Source organism: Alkalimonas mucilaginosa (assembly GCF_036327005.1).
Lineage (GTDB): Bacteria > Pseudomonadota > Gammaproteobacteria > Enterobacterales > Alteromonadaceae > Alkalimonas > Alkalimonas mucilaginosa.
In genome coordinates this window covers 1-18,319 of the sequence record NZ_JAUGZK010000014.1, presented here as the reverse complement: position 1 = coordinate 18,319, position 18,319 = coordinate 1, and the positions used below count along the sequence as shown (strand labels likewise).

Here is an 18,319-nt window from a genome sequence, read left to right as displayed (position 1 = left end):
AGTGATGTTAAACCAAAGTGATAAGCGCCATTTTTACCGTATGATGGTTAATGCCGATGTGCAACTGCTGATCAATGATCCGGAAGCAGGCCGAACCATTGATGGTATTTGCCGGGATTTAAGCGCTTCCGGCATGTCGGTCGATATTAATGAACCACTGGAAATGGGTACCATAATTCGAGTGCGTTTAGAATCAGCCAACAACAGCATACCGCCACTGGATGCGACCGCTAAAGTGATGCGCTGTGGCCAGGAAAGCGGGGATGGTTACCAGCTGGGACTGGCTTTTATCGATATGAATTAGCGTGTAACCAGGCAGCCAGGTATGATCCGGGCTGCACTGTTGTTGCGCTCGTTTTATTCGCAGTTACTTTTCAAACCGTACGGTAAAGGTCACAGGCACCATCGGGTTGATATTTTGCAGCCCGGCCAGATCGCGCAGCCGGTTTAAACCTTCCGTTAAACCAAATTGATCCCCGTTCACCATAATAGGCGCCTGGGTGTTTACTTGCAGGCTGTTTTCAGCCAACCGGGTAACCAGCACTTCGCTTTGCACCCGCTGTGTTTGACCAACGATGGTCAGCTGCAAGGGTACCCGCACCGTTTTGCTGCTGCCAATGGCTAAGTCGGCGATGGCATCCGGGCTGACAGTACCGGTAGCGGTAATCAGTGGGTAATCATCCAGTTTCAACAAATATTGCCACATGCGATCATCGCGGATTGGGATATGGGTTTGCAGGCTTGAGACGGCAATCTCGATCTGCAAGCTGCCATCAGCTTGCCAGCTGCCGCTAAGCTGCGAGAATTGATGGACTTCAGCGGCCACATCATTTTTTAACGAAACAAAATCCAACCGCGACGTACTGTTATCCAGCTGCCAGTTGGCACTGGCGCCAAGGCTGGTCGCAAGCAGCAAAGAGCAAAGCATTGTTTTCATGCAAATACCTATCTGTGTATGAACGGAAAAACTGTTGGCAGCATACCAAAAGGCTATGGCAACAAACACCCGCCGTTTGTGTGGAATTAGCGGGTGTTGGTGTTCAGTTACGCAGTTAAGGCAGGTAGCAGATCAATCCTTTTAAGTAATGACCTTCCGGGTAGAAGCTGGCGACCGGGTGATCGGCATCTTGCTGCATCCGCTCCACAAACAGGCAGTCGCGGCCGGCGTCCAGCGCTGCATCGGCCACCACTTTCTGGAACAAGCTGTCTTCCATCAGGCCAGAGCAGGAGAAGGTCAGCAGCAAGCCGCCTGGTTTTACCAATTGCATTGCCACCCGGTTGATGTCTTTGTAACCACGACAGGCGCCCATCAACTGGCCTTTGTTGTCGGCAAATTTCGGCGGGTCCAGAATCAGCAGATCAAACTGCTTGCCTTCTTCTTTGTACTGGCGCAGCAGCTTAAACACATCCTGTTTCACATGGCTGGCTTGTTCTGGCTGCAGGCCATTTAATGCTAATTGACGCTCAGACAAGGCGAGGGCGCTTTCAGAGGCATCGACGTTGATTACCTCTGTGGCACCACCAAGCAGAGCCGCTACACCAAAAGTACCGGTGTAGCTAAAGCAGTTCAGCACGGTTTTGCCGGCCGCCAGTTGGCGCAGGCGCAGGCGATTGGCACGCTGATCGAGGTAAAAACCGGTTTTATGGCCCTCGGCCACATCCACCAATATCTGCATGCCATGCTCACGAATGGTCACTTCGGTGCTTGCCAGTGGCTGATGCAGCCAGCCGGATTTGAGTTCCAGCCCTTCTTTTTTGCGCACCTCAACATCGGAGCGATCGTAGATGCTGCAGCTGGGGTAGAGCGCTTTGAGCGCAGCCAGCAGATGCTTGCGATTGGCCTCGGCACCAGCCGACAGCAACTGACAGACCAGCACATCGGCAAAACGGTCAATAATAATGCCTGGCAGGTCATCGGACTCGGCCGCCACCAGCCGGTAGCCAGTGGTATCCTGACCGGCAAACCAGAGGCTTCTCAGGCCCTGCGCTCGCTGAATGCGTTTTTCAAAAAATGCCTGATCAATGGCTTCACTCTGTTGCTCTGTCCAGACCCGTAAGCGGATTTGCGACTTTGGCGAATAGGCCGCCCGGCACAACCATTTCTGATCAAAACTGACCACATCGACGGTATCACCGGCATTGGGGGTGCCTTTGACTGCATGCACGGCTTTGGAAAAGATCCACGGATGACGGCGTTTTAATGCTTTTTCCCGGCCAGCAGCCAGGGTGACGATGGGGTAGGTTTTTGCATTGGACATGGTGCGGTTCGCCAAAGAGTAAAGGGCGGTTATTGTACTTGAAACGGATGGCGGGATCATCTGTCAGCAGCAGAAAGCTGAAACTGGCATGATCTGGCTACAACTTTGGTGTTATTGTCGACAATCTTTGTGTTGCGTTGCTTGACAATCGGTTCAATAGCCACTAAAACTGCATTATCGTTTTTATCTGTCGACAATTTAGCGCGAGTGGTGTGGCAATTTGATGACAATGCAAAGTCCAATCTGGCGGATGCCGGTGACAGCAGCCGACCGCGTGCTGCTGGAAATACAGCGTGCTATCGTGGAAGGGGATATCCCGGCTGGCAGCAAAATCAGCGAGCCTGAACTGGCGCGGCGCTTTGATTTAAGCCGGGCACCACTGCGCGAGGCGCTGGCACGGCTGGAGCGCTGCCATCTGATTGAGCGCATCCCCAATGCCGGCGCCCGGGTCGTGACGCTATCGAAAGAAGGGCTGATATCGCTCTATCAATTGCGCGAAGAGCTGGAAGGCCTGGCCTGCCGCCTTGCCGCCGAGCAGATGACCGATGCCGAAATTGCCGAAGTGCGTGCCTTGCTCGACCAGCACCTCAGCACCCAGCGCGTGCGCGAAGGGGAGAGCTACTACCAGGAAGCCGGCGACCTGGACTTTCATTACCGCATTATTCTTGGCAGCAAAAATCCATACTTAATCAACATTTTATGTGATGAGCTATACTTTCTGGTCCGGATGTACCGGGTGCAGTTAGGCATGAACGGGCCGCGGGTGTCGCGGGCCTTTGATGAACACAAAGCCATCATCCATGCCATTGCCAACCGCGATGGTGAACTGGCCGATTTACTGATGCGCCGCCACATAGGCGCGTCACGGCGAAACATTGAATTGCAACTAACGGGGAATCAAGCATGAGCACTCATTTTAGCGCCGGAGCCCGGCTGCGTCAGGCCATTGTCGACAATCAACCTTTGCAACTGGTCGGCACCATCAATGCCTACACCGCCATGATGGCTGAGCGGGTGGGTCATAAAGCCTTGTATTTATCCGGTGCCGGTGTCGCCAATGCCTCCTTTGGGCTGCCGGATTTGGGCATGACTTCCTTAAACGATGTCTGTGAAGACATCCGCCGCATTACCGGTGCGACCGAAGTGCCACTGTTGGTCGATGCCGATACCGGCTGGGGTGGCGCTTTTAACATTGCCCGTACCGTGAAAGAAATGACCCGTGCCGGCGCTGCTGGTTTTCACATTGAAGATCAGGTGGCGCAAAAGCGCTGTGGCCACCGGCCGAACAAAGAAATCGTGTCGCTGGATGAAATGGTCGACCGGGTCAAAGCCGCGGTCGATGCCCGTACTGATGAACACTTCTTTATTATGGCGCGCACCGATGCGTTAGCGCAGCAAGGCGTGGATGCGGCCATTGAGCGGGCCCTGGCCTGCCAGGCCGCCGGTGCCGATGCCATCTTTGCCGAAGCCGTGCATACGCTGGAGCAGTACCAGGCCTTTACCAAGGCGCTGGATGTGCCGGTACTGGCCAACATTACCGAGTTTGGCCAAACGCCCTTGTTCAACAAAGACGAGCTGGCCAGTGTCGGCGTGGCCATGGTGCTGTATCCACTCAGTGCCTTCCGGGCCATGAACAAGGCAGCATTAAAAGTGTACGAGAACATTTTGCAGCAGGGCGATCAGAAAGCGGTGATCGACGACATGCAAACCCGGATGGAGCTGTACGATTTTCTGAATTACCACAGCTTTGAAGAAAAGCTGGATCAGCTGTTTAGCCAGAAGAAATAGTTGCCGGGTTATTGGCCATCTGCCAATCTCTGTTGTGCTCGCCATAGCAACTCCTTCGCGCGAGCGCTCAGTCAGACATCCTCTGGCTGTGCCAACAGAATTGCCAGCCGGCCTTGTCGAGCTATCTTGGCTAGCTTAGATAGTGCAGCAACTAAAAAAGCAGAACCTTATTAAATCAACAGAACAAGAGGACAACAATCATGGTCGATAAAGCTTTAGGTGGCGCAGGTCTGCGCGGACAAGTAGCAGGACAAACTGCCCTTTGTACGGTCGGTCAATCCGGCTCCGGTTTAACCTACTACGGCTACGATATCTCTGAGCTGGCCGCTGTGGCCGAGTTTGAAGAAGTGGCCTACCTGCTGGCCCATGGCGAGTTGCCAAATGCTGGCCAACTGGCCGAGTACAAAGCGCGGTTAAAGCAACTGCGCAAGCTGCCACAGGCACTCAAAGACGTGCTGGAGCGCATTCCGGCCAGCGCCCACCCGATGGATGTCATGCGTACCGGCTGCTCGATGCTGGGCAACCTGGAAACCGAAGCGGACTTTGGCGAGGCCGATCAGCACATCGAGCGGATGCTGGCGTTGTTCCCGGCCATCGTGGTGTACTGGTACCGTTTCAGCCACGACGGCGTGCGGGTAGAGACCGACACAGACGACGACTCCATCGGCGCCCACTTCCTGCATATGTTGCACGATAAAAAGCCAAGCCCACTGCACGAAAAAGTGATGCATGCCTCGTTAATTCTGTACGCCGAGCATGAGTTCAATGCCTCGACCTTTACCGCCCGCGTCTGTGCCTCGACCTTGTCGGACATTCATTCTTGCGTCACCGGCGCCATTGGCTCTTTGCGCGGCCCACTGCACGGCGGTGCCAACGAAGCGGCAATGGAGCTGATTGAAACCATGCAAAACCCGGACGAAGCCGAGCAAACCCTGCTGGGCATGCTGGAGCGCAAAGAAAAAATCATGGGCTTTGGCCATGCGGTCTACCGTGAAAAAGATCCACGCAATGCCATCATCAAGCAGTGGTCGGAAAAACTGGCCGCTGAGTTTGGCGACAGCCGTTTGTACGATGTGTCGGTACGCTGCGAAGAAGTGATGTGGCGCGAGAAGAAATTGTTCTGCAACGCCGATTTCTTCCATGCTTCGGCTTACCATTTTATGGGCATTCCGACCAAGCTGTTTACGCCGATTTTTGTGATGTCACGGGTCACCGGCTGGACAGCGCATGTGAAAGAGCAGCGTGCCAACAACCGTATTATTCGCCCAAGCGCCGATTACACCGGCCCAGCACCACGGCCGGTACCGCCGATTGCTGAGCGTTAAGTTTAAGAAATAAACATCGAAGCAAACCACAGCGAAGGGGAAGGACGAGGACAAGGACAGCCCCTTCGCTGGCTGATTTTCACCCACTACGACCGGGCATGCTGATGAATACCAATTACCGTAAACCACTGCCAGGCACCCAACTGGACTACTTCGACGCCCGCGCGGCGGTTGAAGCCATTCAACCCGGTGCCTACGATACCCTGCCATACACCTCGCGGGTGTTGGCTGAAAACCTGGTGCGCCGCTGCGATCCGGCTATGCTGACCGATGCACTGCGCCAGTTGATTGAACGGAAAAAAGAGCTGGACTTCCCCTGGTTTCCGGCCCGGGTGGTCTGCCACGATATTTTAGGTCAGACTGCGCTGGTCGATTTGGCCGGCCTGCGCGATGCCATTGCCGAGCAAGGCGGCGATCCGGCCAAAGTAAACCCTGTGGTGCCAACCCAGTTGATTGTCGATCACTCACTGGCCGTCGAGCACGCCGGTTTTGATAAAGACGCTTTTGCCAAAAACCGCGCCATTGAAGATCGGCGCAACGACGATCGCTTCCACTTTATCAATTGGACCAAAAAAGCCTTTAAGAATGTTGATGTAATTCCGCCAGGCAACGGCATTATGCACCAGATCAATCTGGAGCGGATGTCCCCTGTGGTGCATGCCAAAGATGGCGTGGCTTTCCCGGATACGCTGGTCGGTACCGACAGCCATACTCCTCATGTCGATGCGCTTGGCGTCATTGCCATTGGTGTGGGTGGTCTGGAAGCCGAAAGCGTGATGCTGGGCCGGGCCTCCTGGATGCGGCTGCCGGATATCATTGGCGTCGAGCTGGTGGGTAAAGCCCAGCCTGGCGTGATGGCAACCGATTTAGTGCTGGCACTGACCGAGTTTTTGCGCAAAGAAAAAGTGGTCTCCAGCTATCTGGAGTTCTTTGGCGAAGGTGCCGACAGCCTCAGTCTGGGCGACAGGGCTACCATTTCCAATATGACGCCGGAGTACGGCGCTACCGCGGCGATGTTCTCCATCGATCAGCAAACGCTGGATTACCTGATGCTGACCGGCCGTGAGCCGGAGCAGGTCAAGCTGGTTGAAACCTACGCCAAAGCCACAGGCCTTTGGTCGGACAGTTTAAAAACCGCTCAGTACGAGCGGGTGCTGCGCTTTGATTTATCCAGTGTCGGCCGCACCATGGCCGGGCCATCCAACCCGCATGCCCGTTTGAACACCAGTGATCTGGCAGCGCGTGGCATTGCAGCTAGCTATCAGCTGGAAGAAGGCAAGATGCCGGATGGCGCTGTGATTATTGCCGCCATTACCAGCTGCACCAACACCAGCAACCCGCGCAATGTGATTGCCGCCGGCTTGCTGGCCCGCAATGCCAACCAAAAAGGCTTAAGCCGCAAGCCCTGGGTTAAAACCTCACTGGCTCCTGGCTCCAAAGCGGTGCAGCTGTACTTAGAAGAAGCCGGCTTGCTGCCCGAGCTGGAGCAGCAGGGCTTTGGCATTGTTGGCTTTGCCTGCACCACCTGCAACGGCATGAGTGGCGCTTTAGACCCGGTGATCCAGCAAGAAGTAATAGAGCGCGATCTGTATGCCACCGCTGTGCTGTCGGGCAACCGTAACTTCGATGGCCGGATTCACCCTTACGCCAAGCAGGCGTTTTTGGCATCACCGCCTTTGGTAGTGGCTTACGCCATTGCCGGCACCATTCGGTTTGATATCGAAAAAGACGTGCTGGGCCATGACAGCGAAGGCAAGCCGGTGACGTTAAAAGATATCTGGCCAAGCGATGCCGAGATTGATGCTGCGGTCAAAGCGGCGGTCAAACCCGAGCAGTTCCGTAAAGTCTACGAGCCGATGTTTGATTTAAGTGTCGATTACGGCGAGCAAATCAGCCCCTTGTACGACTGGCGGCCGCAAAGCACCTACATTCGCCGTCCACCGTATTGGGAAGGGGCCTTGGCAGGTGAGCGCAGCTTATCCGGCATGCGGCCTTTGGCAGTGCTGGGCGATAACATCACCACCGATCACTTATCGCCCTCGAACGCCATTATGCTCGACAGCGCTGCTGGTGAGTACCTGGCCAAGATGGGGGTGCCGGAGGAGGACTTTAACTCTTACGCCACCCACCGCGGCGATCACCTGACCGCCCAGCGCGCGACCTTTGCCAATCCCAAGCTGTTTAACGAAATGGTGGTGGAAGACGGCAAGGTGAAGCAAGGCTCACTGGCACGGATTGAACCCGAAGGCAAAGTCACCCGGATGTGGGAAGCCATTGAAACCTACATGGAGCGTAAGCAGCCGCTGATCATCATTGCCGGTGCCGATTACGGCCAAGGTTCATCGCGTGACTGGGCCGCCAAAGGCGTGCGGTTGGCCGGGGTGGAAGCCATTGCCGCAGAAGGCTTTGAGCGCATTCACCGCACCAATTTGATTGGGATGGGCGTGCTGCCGCTGGAGTTTGAGCCAGGCACGACCCGCAAAACCCTGCACATCGACGGCACCGAGACCTTTGATGTGCGCGGAGAGCGCACGCCAGGGGCTACGCTAACGCTGGTAATCCATCGCGCCAATGGCGACAGGGTTGACGTACCGGTGCGTTGCCGGTTGGATACCGCTGAAGAAGTGTCGATTTACGAGGCCGGTGGGGTGTTGCAGCGTTTTGCTAAGGACTTTTTGGAAGGATCTGCGTAATAGTATACCGGGGCCTTGTTTTAGCTCCGGTTGCAATGCCACGAAAAGCTCGCCACAGCAACTCAGTCGCTGCTGGCGCGCTCCTTCAGACATTCTGTGTCGACTTTTCATGGCATTCCAACCTACGTGAACAGTCCAGTGTTTCGTTAGATCAACTGTGAGTACAAATGATGACAGCGCCACAAATTAAAATTCCAGCCACCTATATGCGTGGCGGAACCTCGAAAGGGGTCTTTTTTAAGCTGGACGATTTGCCAGAGCAGGCGAGGGTGCCTGGCCCGGCGCGGGATGCACTGCTGCAGCGGGTGATTGGCAGCCCGGACCCGTACGGCAAACACACCGATGGCATGGGCGGGGCGACCTCCAGTACCAGCAAAACGGTGATTTTAAGCAAAAGCAGCCAGCCGGAGCACGATGTCGATTATCTGTTTGGTCAGGTCGCCATCGACAAGGCCTTTGTCGACTGGAGTGGCAACTGCGGCAACTTAACGGCAGCGGTTGGCTCCTTTGCCATCAGCAATGGTTTGGTGGATACCAGCCATATTCCGCAAAACGGTATTTGCACGGTGCGGATTTGGCAGGCCAATATTGGCAAAACCATTATTGCCCATGTGCCAATCACCAACGGCGAAGTGCAGGAAACCGGCGACTTTGAACTCGATGGCGTGACTTTTCCGGCGGCAGAAGTAGTGATCGACTTTATGGATCCGGCCGATGCCACCGGCGCCATTTTCCCAACCGGCAATCTGGTCGATACGCTGGAAGTGCCCGGGGTAGGCAGTTTCCCGGCGACCTTTATCAATGCCGGCATCCCGACCATCTTTTTAAATGCCGCCGACCTGGGCTTTGATGGCACCGAGCTGCAAGATGCCATTAATGGCAGCGCTGAAATGTTACAGCGCTTTGAAACCATTCGGGCCTATGGCGCATTGCAGATGGGCCTTATCAGCGATATAGCCGAAGCCGCCAGCCGGCAGCATACGCCGAAAATTGCCTTTGTTGCCCCGCCAAAAAGTTACAGCGCATCCAGTGGCAAGGCGGTAGCAGCTGCAGATATCGACTTGCTGGTACGGGCGCTTTCGATGGGTAAACTGCACCACGCCATGATGGGCACCGCAGCAGTCGCTATTGGCACTGCTGCTGCGATCCCAGGCACTTTGGTCAACCTGGCCGCCGGGAGCGGCAAGCTGGATGCAGTGCGCTTTGGCCATCCCTCCGGGACGCTTAGGGTAGGGGCCGCGGCCGAGCAGCAAAACGGTGACTGGGTCGTCACCAAAGCCAGCATGAGCCGCAGCGCCAGGGTGCTGATGGAAGGCTGGGTGCGGGTGCCTGGGGATTGTTTTTAACGCTGGGCATTCACATCACTAAAGGCGCTTTGGCGCCTTTTTTAATTACAGCAACTGAGATAACGGGCTTTTCACACCGCTAGCACCATGATTAAGCACATGGGTATAAATTTGCGTGGTGCGTACATCGGTATGGCCCAGTTGTTCCTGCACGGTGCGGATATCGGCACCGGATTCTAGCAAGTGGGTGGCAAACGAATGGCGGAGGGTATGGCAGGTGACATTTTTACGAATTTCCGCTTTGCGGGCGGCGATTTTGATTTCACGCCGTACACAGGATTCATCCAGATGATGCCGACGAATGCATTTTGACTCGGGATCCAGGCTGAGTTTTATCGACGGAAACAAGTAATGCCAGCCAAGTTGCTTGGGAGCGCTCGGGTTTTTGCGTGCTAGTGCAAAGGGAAGCCATACACCGGCATAGTCAGGGTTCGCCAGATCTGCCTGAAAATACCGCAACACATGCTGAGTTTGTTGCTTCAGGCTTGTGACCAATTCGGGCGCAAGTGTAACCCGGCGGTTTTTGTTGCCTTTCCCCTGCCACACCATCACCGACAGGTAATCGTAATCGATGTCCTGCACCCGCAGCCGAACAGCTTCCATTAAACGCAAACCGCTGCCATACATCAGTTGCGCAATTAACTTGTACTTTGGGTCGATCAGCCGTAAAAGTGCAGCAACCTCAGGCCGGGTTAGCACCACCGGAAGCTTAGGGCTCACCTGAGAGCGGTTAAACTCCAGGTTGAGGGACAGCGGCTTTTGCAGCACCTTGCTGTACAAAAAACTAAGTGCATTTAAAGCGGTTGCCTGTGTACGTGGCGCTACATGGCGCTGATTGGCTAAATAGTTTAAAAACAGCTCGACATCAGCATCACCCAGCTTGGCAGGGTGCTGCTTTTTACTAAACAGAATGTAGAAGCGGATCCAATAGATATAAGTATCCACCGTTCGCCTGGCATAACGACGAACCGTCATAAACTCTGCTACGTGATCAAGAAATGGTGAAGCCATTGCACGAACCTCATAAATGGGTGTGTATAAATAAACAGTAGTTGGTGAATTTATTGTTAGCAAGTCACTTGCAGGGGAAATCCCTGCTTTTTTGCACGAAGATTTACATCTTCGTTATGAAGTTGTTGATTTAGCGCAGGTAGTTCGCTAGATTGATGAAATCGAAAAAAGATAGAAGGGAAAATCCCGCGGGGAAAGAAGGGATTTTCCAAACTATTAAGCTGTTAAGTGTTTATGAGAACAGAGCACGAAATAAAGTTAATGCTACACGCCCAAAGTGCGCTGCTTGGTGAGGTGGTACCATCATTTAGGGCAGTCTCTTTCGAGCTATCTCCTGATGGTGAAGATTTGGTTGCACGCTTTATTTTCGATGGAAATCCAAGCGATGATGCTAAAGAAGTTGCGAGCGTTGTGCTGACTAATCTGCTCTCAAATTACTCCAAAAATCATCGGAGTTATAAGGAAGAAATGTTAGCCGTTCCGTATCCTGAAGAAATGGAGCATCTATCTTTGTTAGTGTATTTACGGAACGAGGACGATTGGAATTCATGGTCAAGGTTATACAAAAACACTTAACAAACAAAGGCAGCCGACGCGAACCGCGCAGCTGCTTTGAGCGTTAGAGTTACTAGGAAAGTAAATTGGAAATTTCACATAATAAGTCTCTTGGCTACAAAATTTTTATAAACTTTGCTTTTTGGATGAGCTTTGGAATAGTCATTTTAGTTATCAATTGGGCAAAAGTTGATTTCATTCTTGACCAAAAGCCCACGTTCCCGGAATTGGAGAATTTAATAGAAACCAAACAATTTATACTGCTAATATTGTCTGGTTTTACTTTATATGGATTGCTCTGTTTTGCTTTTCGTAAATTGAACACCCCGGACGAACTTGAAAGAACCCGTTATTTTCAAAATCTCGCGCTTCAAGAATGGAGTTCTGTTTTTTTCAATTTCGGTTCTATTGTTGCGGTTACTGGATTTCTTACAGAAAACTATTGGTATGCATTAGGCACTGCCCTTGTTTATGGTGTTGGGTTTTGGATCGCGCATGAGTAACTCTAACAAGGCGCATCACGCGCAGCCTACGGCTGCTGGGACGTCAAACGCTAACGCGTTTTTCCGCCCGTGTGCTTTGCGTTAAAAGGCAATGCAAATGAGCGATGAGGGTCACTATGTTGAAAGTTGCTAGCATGGGAAGCAGCAGGCGACGTATGTTTGCCAGGGACACTGGGACAGGCACTCCTCGCGCTCCTTCCGGCCCATGTAGTTCCTCAAGGGAGTAAGGATTTTGTGGCAAGTGGACTTGATTCAGCTGACTCGCGGCTTCGCGTGCTTGGTGGCCGTGACCGACTGATGCAGTCGCAAGGTACTGTCTTGGTGCATCAGTAATATCATAGATGCATAATTCTGTGTTGATTGCTTAGAAGGCGTCTTGTGCTTTTACGGTATTCGAAAAAATGTACTGGTCTACTTCCTTATATAACATCAGTATGCGCTGTTCATCTGCACACTTATAAAATTGGGATTCAACTTAAATTCTGTAAAAAACTGTCTTGACGTTAGTGCCTACTTTTGATGCTATATAAGGTAAATGTATTATTATAGTCACATCTGGTTTTAAAGGAGCTAATTATGTTTCATGACTTCACTGGCTTTGAGCCGACAGAAACTTTTCATTTCTTAAGCAGTGATGGTTTGTCGATTGCTTGTGCGCGTTGGAATGCGAAAGGCACGGCGCGAGGGACTATACAGATTGCTCATGGCATGGGAGAGCATATTGGTCGTTATACCGAAACAATAGCCTTAATGGTTGAGGCTGGGTTCAATGTTTGGGCAAATGATCATCGAGGACATGGATTTAGTGTGTCCAGTAGTCAATGTCTCGGCGATCTAGGTGAGGGAGGTTTTAACTTACTTGTTGAAGATATGTTTACTCTTTGCTCAATGGCGCGTAAACAAGCGCCAAATTTACCATTACTTTTGATGGGGCACAGCATGGGATCTTTTGCTGCGCAACAATTTGTTTTAAATAAAAGTAGTGAAATTGATGGATTGATACTGTCAGGCTCCGGTATTCTCGATGGCTTAGTAGACTTAGCTGCTGCATCTGGGCTCGAGATATTGAATGCGAATTTTGAGCCAGCACGTACTCCAGCTGATTGGCTTAGTCGTGATGTGAGTGTGGTTGATGCTTTCCTCGCTGATTCGCTATGTTTTCCACAGCTGAATCCTGCATCAATGGAGTCTTATCTTTCAGCAGCATCAGCTCTAGCTGATTCTATTAATCTTTCAAATATACGAAGTGACCTACCTATATATATTTTCTCAGGTGCAATGGATCCAGTTGGTATGCAGACAATTGGCGTGAAAGAGTTGGTCAATCGCTATAGAAATGCAGGTGTAATGAACATCACAGTCGACTTCTATGACGAGGGACGTCATGAAATGTTGCATGACTTTGGTCATGAAGCGGTGAAGCAGAATTTGTTGAACTGGTCGAAAAGAATCCTTTAGGGACAAGAATCCTTTAGGGAGAGGCATGCCTAGGAAAGCATAGCGGGCATAACGTTGAGGCCTGCGTTTCTGGTCGGCTGAACGAGGTCGTTACCATGCCTAGGTAGAGAACGATCAAATAAAAAATGGAGAAGCGAGCTTCATAAAGGAGTTTGTTACAGGATTTATGTCTGGGATTCTGAATCCCAAGAATCTCCTATTCTATTTGAGCTTGTTCACAGTTGTATTGACGAATGATGTGGGGTTGGTATTTAAGATCGCACTTGGAGTATGGATGACTCTTGTGGTTTTCTTCTGGGATACAGCGATTATTTTTATGCTGTCTACAAATAAGGCAAGGAGTAGATTCACTAAGTTGGCTTACTATATTGACAAGTTAACAGGTGCGATCCTTGGGTTAGTTGGTATTTCAATTGTTAAATCAGCATTCGCAAAATAAAAAATGTAACAAAGCAATGCAACGGACGAGCCGTTGATTGCAGCGTTAGCCTCACTATGGAGAGTTCATGGGAATTCTGGAAAAAGTAGATAGTTTGATAGACAAAGGAAAGGGAGTGCTGGCGTCGCATCGTCCTCCTCCGCCGAATGTTATTGGTTTCCCAACGTGCGATTCCGGGCTATTTGCTACTTGGAAGACGCAATCGCTTGCTTTTCTAGAGAAACAGTTTTCTTCTACAAGCCCGTACTATTTAGAATTTCAGGATAAAGTCAAAAAGGCCTACAAAGGTTCGATAAACACGGGAATAGGGGTTCTTGAAGCCGTAAAGGAAGAGATAGAATCTGGTGAAATAAGCACAGTTTCAGACACAAAAAATCCTATTCAAATTATCGAAAATCTGTGTGACCGGTTTCACTTGGTTGCTAGGCAGCTACGTGAACGTTATAGTGAAAGAGAAACGATTGATATTCAGGATGAGTATGATGTTCAAGACTTGTTTCATGCTTTGCTTCATTTGGAGTTTGAAGATATCCGCTCCGAAGAGTGGGTCCCGAGTAATGCTGGAAAGTCAACGCGAGTAGACTTTCTTTTAAAACCTGAGCGAATAGTTGTAGAGATCAAAAAAACTCGAAAAGGGCTTGGTGCAAAGGAAGTGGGTAGTCAGCTCATTGAGGACATTCACAGGTATATTTCACATCCAGATTGCGATGCATTGGTGTGCTTTGTTTATGATCCAGATGGGCGAGTGGCAAATCCGCGTGGACTGGAGTCAGACTTAAATAAAGACACCGATGAATTAGTGGTGCAGACATACATTCGGCCATAAGGCTAACAAGGCCAATCACGGCGACAGCTTTTTCGTTGCGGCTTCGCCTTCACTACAAAGCTGCGCGTGTTGGCGGCGTTAGCTCACTCATAAAAATGGATTTACCATGAAGTTATTTTTACTGTTTTTAAATGTTGTTTTCCTAACTTTACCCGTATATGCAAAAGAAGCCTTGAGTACCGACTACTGGGGTAACATTGAAGAAATTGTACACGAAACAGGTTTCAACGGCACGATAGTGGTTGGACGTGGAGAACAGATTCTTTTACATAAAAGTGTTGGCTATGCCGATGCGGTAAAAACAATTCCACTTACCGCTAATCACTTATTCAGCCCAGGTTCTGTGGGGAAAGAATTTACGACGGTTTCTATCATGCAGCTTGCTGCAAAAAACAAACTGAAGTACCAGGACAGCATTGCAAGATACGTTGATGCATTGCCTGCGTGGGCCAATAAAATAACGATAGAGCATATACTTACTCACACTTCAGGCTTGCCGGATGTAAAGTGGAAAAAGGGCATTAGTACGGCCGATGCGATTCATCAGATCCAGCAGGGAACGCCGGCTTTTGAACCTGGAACTGGTTACAAGTATACAAATTTGAACGTTGTTGTTCGTGCTCTGATAGTCGAAAGCATTACCGGAAAAAGCTATGCAGACTATGTTGATTCTTCAATTTTCAAAGTAGCGGACATGACACATGCATTTCATCAAACCGAAAATGAGCAAGTATCCAAAACTGTTGTTTCAGGTGACTTCCCTACAAATATGGCAGGTTTAACTATCTACGTAACACCGCTGGACTTGTTTAAGTTTGAAAATGCTTTGTGGAATGGTTCATTGCTAAGTGCAGAACAATTGAAACAGGCATTGCCTGGCGATAGTTTGTCGGGGCAAACGAACAGAGCTTACTTTGATTTTGGCAAATTCTTCGTCGACGACAATGGTTCTTTGGTTTCCTGGGAGCATGATGGCTCAAATCCCAGTCACCACACTATTAAACACCATGACTTCATCTCCGGGAATGTAATTATTTTAATGTCGAGTGATGGCAATAAATCGACGTTGTACAAACTGCTAAGCGAACTTAAGGCTTTAACTTCGGAAGAAATTAAACCTACAAATTTAAGAGCTAACAAAGCAATACAGCCGACCGCTAACGCGTCGGCTGATTGAAGCGTTAAGTTTCAAGGAGGAGCATTGAATATCTGTTTTTCAATTTCAGAGGTGAATTGGTCTCTTACAAAGGATGTCATTAGCATCTTTGGAACTATTGCTGTTGTATTAATTGGTATCTACGGTCTATCAACTTGGAAAAAGCAATTACGAGGTACTAGTGAGTACGAACTCGCCAAAAAGATCCTTGTAAAATCTCATCAAGTGGCACAAGCAATTCAAGCTGTACGTAGCCCTATGCTTTTTTTAAACAAAGAAGAAGTTGATGCCGGGAATCGTCTCAAGGAGGAACAGAGAATATATGATGAACGATTAAAAAATCTTTCCTCCGAGTGGGCCGAACTTGCGACATTAAAGCTGGAAGCAAAGATCATTTGGTCATCTCCAGCGGAACAAGCTTTTGGAGATCTTGAGAGTTTAGTTAGAAAAATAAGATCTGAAATTTGGCTTCACTTTTGGTTAAAGGGTGCTTACAAAAGTGGAGGTGCTACTGTCGACAACAATCCTGAACGAGTAGCAGCGAATGATGCTATCGTTTATTTGATTTCAGATGACGACGATTTTAGCCAGAAAATTTATGCGGCCGTCACTAAAATTGAGCTGTATTTTCAGTGCAAAGTTCGTTCAACATGAAACTTAACAAATTGCTTAATTTCGTTCCGGCCACAAAAGGCGTGGCCTCCACTGGACTGCCTACGCTGCGCTGCGGCAGCCAATTAGCAAAGCGTTAAGGGGCACTATATGGAAAAGTTTAATCGGCTAGTTGGGTTGCTGTTTGGAACGTTGTATGAAGAATTTCCCGTTCCGTTGCGCCTTGATGCAGGCGACTTTCTTGAAAAAACCATAGATGCTGACGATGATGAGGGTTCTTTCAACTTCCCTGAATACTTTGAGCACACAATCAAATGGCTAGAGACCGCCGGATATATTTGGATTAGTCAAGACTTCTCATCGATGGACGGATACGACGTTGAAGTGGTCCTTAGTGAGAAGGGCCTGGAAGCCCTTCGTCGAGTTCCTAGCTCGCTGGAGGGTTCAGAGTCCATCGGCGAGAGGCTCGCTAGGTTTGCTAAATCTAAGACCTCCGAAGCAGTGGGAGTTTTAATATCAGCTGCCATCAACAGCGCAATCAGTAACGGTGCCGGTGTCTCTTAACAAGGCCAAGCACAGCGACAGCTTTTTCGTTGCGGCTACGCCTTCATTACAAAGCTGCGCGTGTTGGCAGCGTTATACATCACAATAGGTACATTTGATGGACAAAGATCAAGTTGAAGCTCATTCACTTTTTAATAGCATGCAAAAGAAGCAAGCCCTATTAGATGAGTTCGAGAAGCTCCGCCCAAATTGGAAAGGCAGTATCATCAGATTTGCTGGCATGGTTTTAGGCATAGCATTTTTAATATGGATGTATCCAGAAATCATGCAGCAGCCTGTATTGTATGTTTTTTTAATTCTTATATTTGGTATGAGCGCCGAATTGCATGCAGAAAGCAAAAAAATCAACAAGCGTATAGATGCGCTTCATAAGTTGTTGAAAGATGATGTATAACAAGGCGCTATTGTCGCCACTGTCGTGGCTGGGACGGTTTACGCTGCGCTCCAGCCGCCCCAAAGCTTTGCGTTATGTGCTCGCAAGGAACCAAGTATGGCTTTAAATTTGAAAGAAGTTGATGGCGTTCAAATCAACGCTAAACACAAAGCGACCTGCCATTGTGGTTCTGTTGAGTTTGAGCTTGATTTACCGGATGGTTTAGTTGAATTACGTCGCTGTGATTGTTCGCTTTGCCGGAGGCGTGGAGCGATAGCGGCTTCAATTCCTCTGTCGGGTATAAAGATTATAAAAGGTGAGTGCTTTTTAAAGCTTTACCAGTTTAATACAAAGACAGCCAAGCATTATTTTTGTAGTAACTGCGGTATTTATACTCACCATCAACGCAGGTCAAATCCAACGCAGTATGGTTTTAATGTTGCTTGTCTTGAGGGAGTTAACCCATTGAAAATACCAAATGTACCGACCAACGATGGTGTAAACCATCCAGCAGATCGCAAATAATGGCACATAACAAACCGCAGCACTCGCTCCCTGCGGTCGCTGGGACGCCAACCCGCTGCGCGGCCTGTCGCCCGTGTGCGGGGCGTTATATTTTTTAAGGGTCGAATCATGAGAGTAATTCCAATATTTTTTATTGTTTTGCTTGTTGGCTGTAGCATGCCACCTAAAACAGCGGATGAATTTAAAACATCAAGATACGCACCACTGAAATTTGAAGCTGACCTGAAGGTTGATGAAGCCTTTCAATTGTTAATAGATGAATATGCAAAATGCTATCAGGTTAGCAACTCGACAATGATCCCCGTCGGTGGTGCTTTTATTGGCTCACATGAGTCTAAAACAGTTGAAGCAAGCCAGCTTACAGACCGTAGTTATCAAATTGCTGTTAGAAGAAGAGTTAACTTCCACAGCTGGTATGAAAGGATGATTGAGTTGATCGGTGAGAATGGTACACAAACTAAAATATCAGTTTACCAACTACCTGCGTACGACTCAAAAAACAAAACAACGATAGAGCGCTTTTTGTCTGGAGAAAAAGTCTCAATCTGTGAGAATTAAATATAACAAGCAAATTTTATCGCCAGCAAAAAGCGCTGGCTGCGACGTCAACCCGCTGCGCGGCTTTCCGCGCTAAATTTGAGCGTTATATGCTAGGGGCATCCGTTTGAGAATTTCTGCTTTCTTTGCTGCGACAATGTCGTCGTTAGGTGTTTTTTTGCTATTTCATTTGCTATCGATTTATTTGGCAAACCAGTACTACTTCAAACCTTACGCAGAAATGGATTATGAATCGGCATCCATCGGGTTGAACATAGTTAAGCTTGTTAAACATATTGGAGTATTCTCTGCATGCTTTTTTGCTGTAGGATTTGCAAACAAAGAGGGAG

19 protein-coding genes and 2 pseudogenes are annotated in these 18,319 nt (G+C 49.6%); 18 read left to right on the top strand and 3 right to left on the bottom strand.

From position 1 onward, the window contains the following. The first annotated feature begins 4 nt into the window (after positions 1 to 4). Positions 5 to 304: a PilZ domain-containing protein gene (locus QWF21_RS15140; protein WP_330088885.1), complete on the top strand. Its 300-nt coding sequence runs from the start codon at positions 5 to 7 to the stop codon at positions 302 to 304. 63 nt (positions 305 to 367) lie between these two features. On the opposite strand, the gene QWF21_RS15135 is transcribed toward QWF21_RS15140, so the two are convergent. Next, the gene (locus QWF21_RS15135; RefSeq protein ID WP_330088884.1) at positions 368 to 937 is read right to left on the bottom strand and encodes a YceI family protein; all 570 of its coding nucleotides are present in this window, start codon (positions 935 to 937) and stop codon (positions 368 to 370) included. Between the two features lie 115 nt (positions 938 to 1,052). After that, on the bottom strand, positions 1,053 to 2,258 hold the full coding sequence (locus QWF21_RS15130; protein WP_330088883.1) for a class I SAM-dependent methyltransferase: 1,206 nt from the start codon (positions 2,256 to 2,258) through the stop codon (positions 1,053 to 1,055). Between the two features lie 223 nt (positions 2,259 to 2,481). Between QWF21_RS15130 and QWF21_RS15125 the strand changes: the two genes are divergently transcribed. The 5 genes from QWF21_RS15125 (at position 2,482) to prpF (ending at position 9,410) form a co-directional block, all read left to right on the top strand. Continuing rightward, a complete protein-coding gene (locus tag QWF21_RS15125) occupies positions 2,482 to 3,165 on the top strand; it encodes a GntR family transcriptional regulator (protein ID WP_330088882.1) in 684 nt (227 codons plus the stop codon). Beyond that, complete coding sequence (gene prpB / locus QWF21_RS15120; RefSeq protein ID WP_330088881.1) at positions 3,162 to 4,046, top strand: methylisocitrate lyase; 885 nt, start codon at positions 3,162 to 3,164, stop codon at positions 4,044 to 4,046. The genes QWF21_RS15125 and prpB overlap by 4 nt, the downstream gene beginning before the upstream one ends. Positions 4,047 to 4,246: 200 nt before the next feature. After that, complete coding sequence (gene prpC, locus QWF21_RS15115) at positions 4,247 to 5,371, top strand: bifunctional 2-methylcitrate synthase/citrate synthase (RefSeq protein ID WP_330088880.1); 1,125 nt, start codon at positions 4,247 to 4,249, stop codon at positions 5,369 to 5,371. Positions 5,372 to 5,475: 104 nt separating this feature from the next. Beyond that, positions 5,476 to 8,064, top strand: coding sequence for a Fe/S-dependent 2-methylisocitrate dehydratase AcnD (gene acnD, locus QWF21_RS15110; protein WP_330088879.1), 2,589 nt, complete (start codon positions 5,476 to 5,478; stop codon positions 8,062 to 8,064). Positions 8,065 to 8,231: 167 nt separating this feature from the next. Then, positions 8,232 to 9,410, top strand: coding sequence for a 2-methylaconitate cis-trans isomerase PrpF (prpF, locus tag QWF21_RS15105; RefSeq protein WP_330088878.1), 1,179 nt, complete (start codon positions 8,232 to 8,234; stop codon positions 9,408 to 9,410). A 45-nt stretch (positions 9,411 to 9,455) separates the two neighbouring features. Here prpF and QWF21_RS15100 read toward each other — a convergent pair whose 3' ends face one another. Then, complete coding sequence (locus tag QWF21_RS15100; RefSeq protein ID WP_330088877.1) at positions 9,456 to 10,421, bottom strand: integron integrase; 966 nt, start codon at positions 10,419 to 10,421, stop codon at positions 9,456 to 9,458. A 234-nt stretch (positions 10,422 to 10,655) separates the two neighbouring features. On the opposite strand from QWF21_RS15100, the gene QWF21_RS15095 reads away from it, so the two are divergent. The 12 genes and pseudogenes from QWF21_RS15095 to QWF21_RS15040 form a co-directional block, all read left to right on the top strand. After that, positions 10,656 to 10,997, top strand: a complete 342-nt coding sequence (locus QWF21_RS15095) for a hypothetical protein (protein WP_330088876.1) — start codon at positions 10,656 to 10,658, stop codon at positions 10,995 to 10,997. A gap of 65 nt (positions 10,998 to 11,062) precedes the next feature. After that, complete coding sequence (locus QWF21_RS15090; RefSeq protein ID WP_330088875.1) at positions 11,063 to 11,479, top strand: hypothetical protein; 417 nt, start codon at positions 11,063 to 11,065, stop codon at positions 11,477 to 11,479. 576 nt (positions 11,480 to 12,055) lie between these two features. Beyond that, positions 12,056 to 12,937: an alpha/beta fold hydrolase gene (locus tag QWF21_RS15085; RefSeq protein ID WP_330088874.1), complete on the top strand. Its 882-nt coding sequence runs from the start codon at positions 12,056 to 12,058 to the stop codon at positions 12,935 to 12,937. A 130-nt stretch (positions 12,938 to 13,067) separates the two neighbouring features. Next, a pseudogene (locus QWF21_RS15080) lies at positions 13,068 to 13,376 on the top strand (LysE family transporter); the annotation flags it as partial. A gap of 67 nt (positions 13,377 to 13,443) precedes the next feature. Next, positions 13,444 to 14,202: a PD-(D/E)XK nuclease domain-containing protein gene (locus tag QWF21_RS15075; protein ID WP_330088873.1), complete on the top strand. Its 759-nt coding sequence runs from the start codon at positions 13,444 to 13,446 to the stop codon at positions 14,200 to 14,202. A 106-nt stretch (positions 14,203 to 14,308) separates the two neighbouring features. Then, a complete protein-coding gene (locus tag QWF21_RS15070; RefSeq protein WP_330088872.1) occupies positions 14,309 to 15,379 on the top strand; it encodes a serine hydrolase domain-containing protein in 1,071 nt (356 codons plus the stop codon). 24 nt (positions 15,380 to 15,403) lie between these two features. After that, positions 15,404 to 16,012: a hypothetical protein gene (locus QWF21_RS15065; RefSeq protein ID WP_330088871.1), complete on the top strand. Its 609-nt coding sequence runs from the start codon at positions 15,404 to 15,406 to the stop codon at positions 16,010 to 16,012. A 108-nt stretch (positions 16,013 to 16,120) separates the two neighbouring features. After that, positions 16,121 to 16,534 (top strand): hypothetical protein, encoded by a 414-nt coding sequence (locus QWF21_RS15060; protein WP_330088870.1) that lies wholly within the window; start codon positions 16,121 to 16,123, stop codon positions 16,532 to 16,534. A gap of 97 nt (positions 16,535 to 16,631) precedes the next feature. Next, the gene (locus QWF21_RS15055; protein ID WP_330088869.1) at positions 16,632 to 16,928 is read left to right on the top strand and encodes a hypothetical protein; all 297 of its coding nucleotides are present in this window, start codon (positions 16,632 to 16,634) and stop codon (positions 16,926 to 16,928) included. 96 nt (positions 16,929 to 17,024) lie between these two features. Then, positions 17,025 to 17,432: a GFA family protein gene (locus QWF21_RS15050; RefSeq protein WP_330088868.1), complete on the top strand. Its 408-nt coding sequence runs from the start codon at positions 17,025 to 17,027 to the stop codon at positions 17,430 to 17,432. A 108-nt stretch (positions 17,433 to 17,540) separates the two neighbouring features. After that, the gene (locus QWF21_RS15045) at positions 17,541 to 17,990 is read left to right on the top strand and encodes a hypothetical protein (protein ID WP_330088867.1); all 450 of its coding nucleotides are present in this window, start codon (positions 17,541 to 17,543) and stop codon (positions 17,988 to 17,990) included. A gap of 136 nt (positions 17,991 to 18,126) precedes the next feature. Next, a pseudogene (locus tag QWF21_RS15040) lies at positions 18,127 to 18,319 on the top strand (hypothetical protein); the annotation flags it as partial.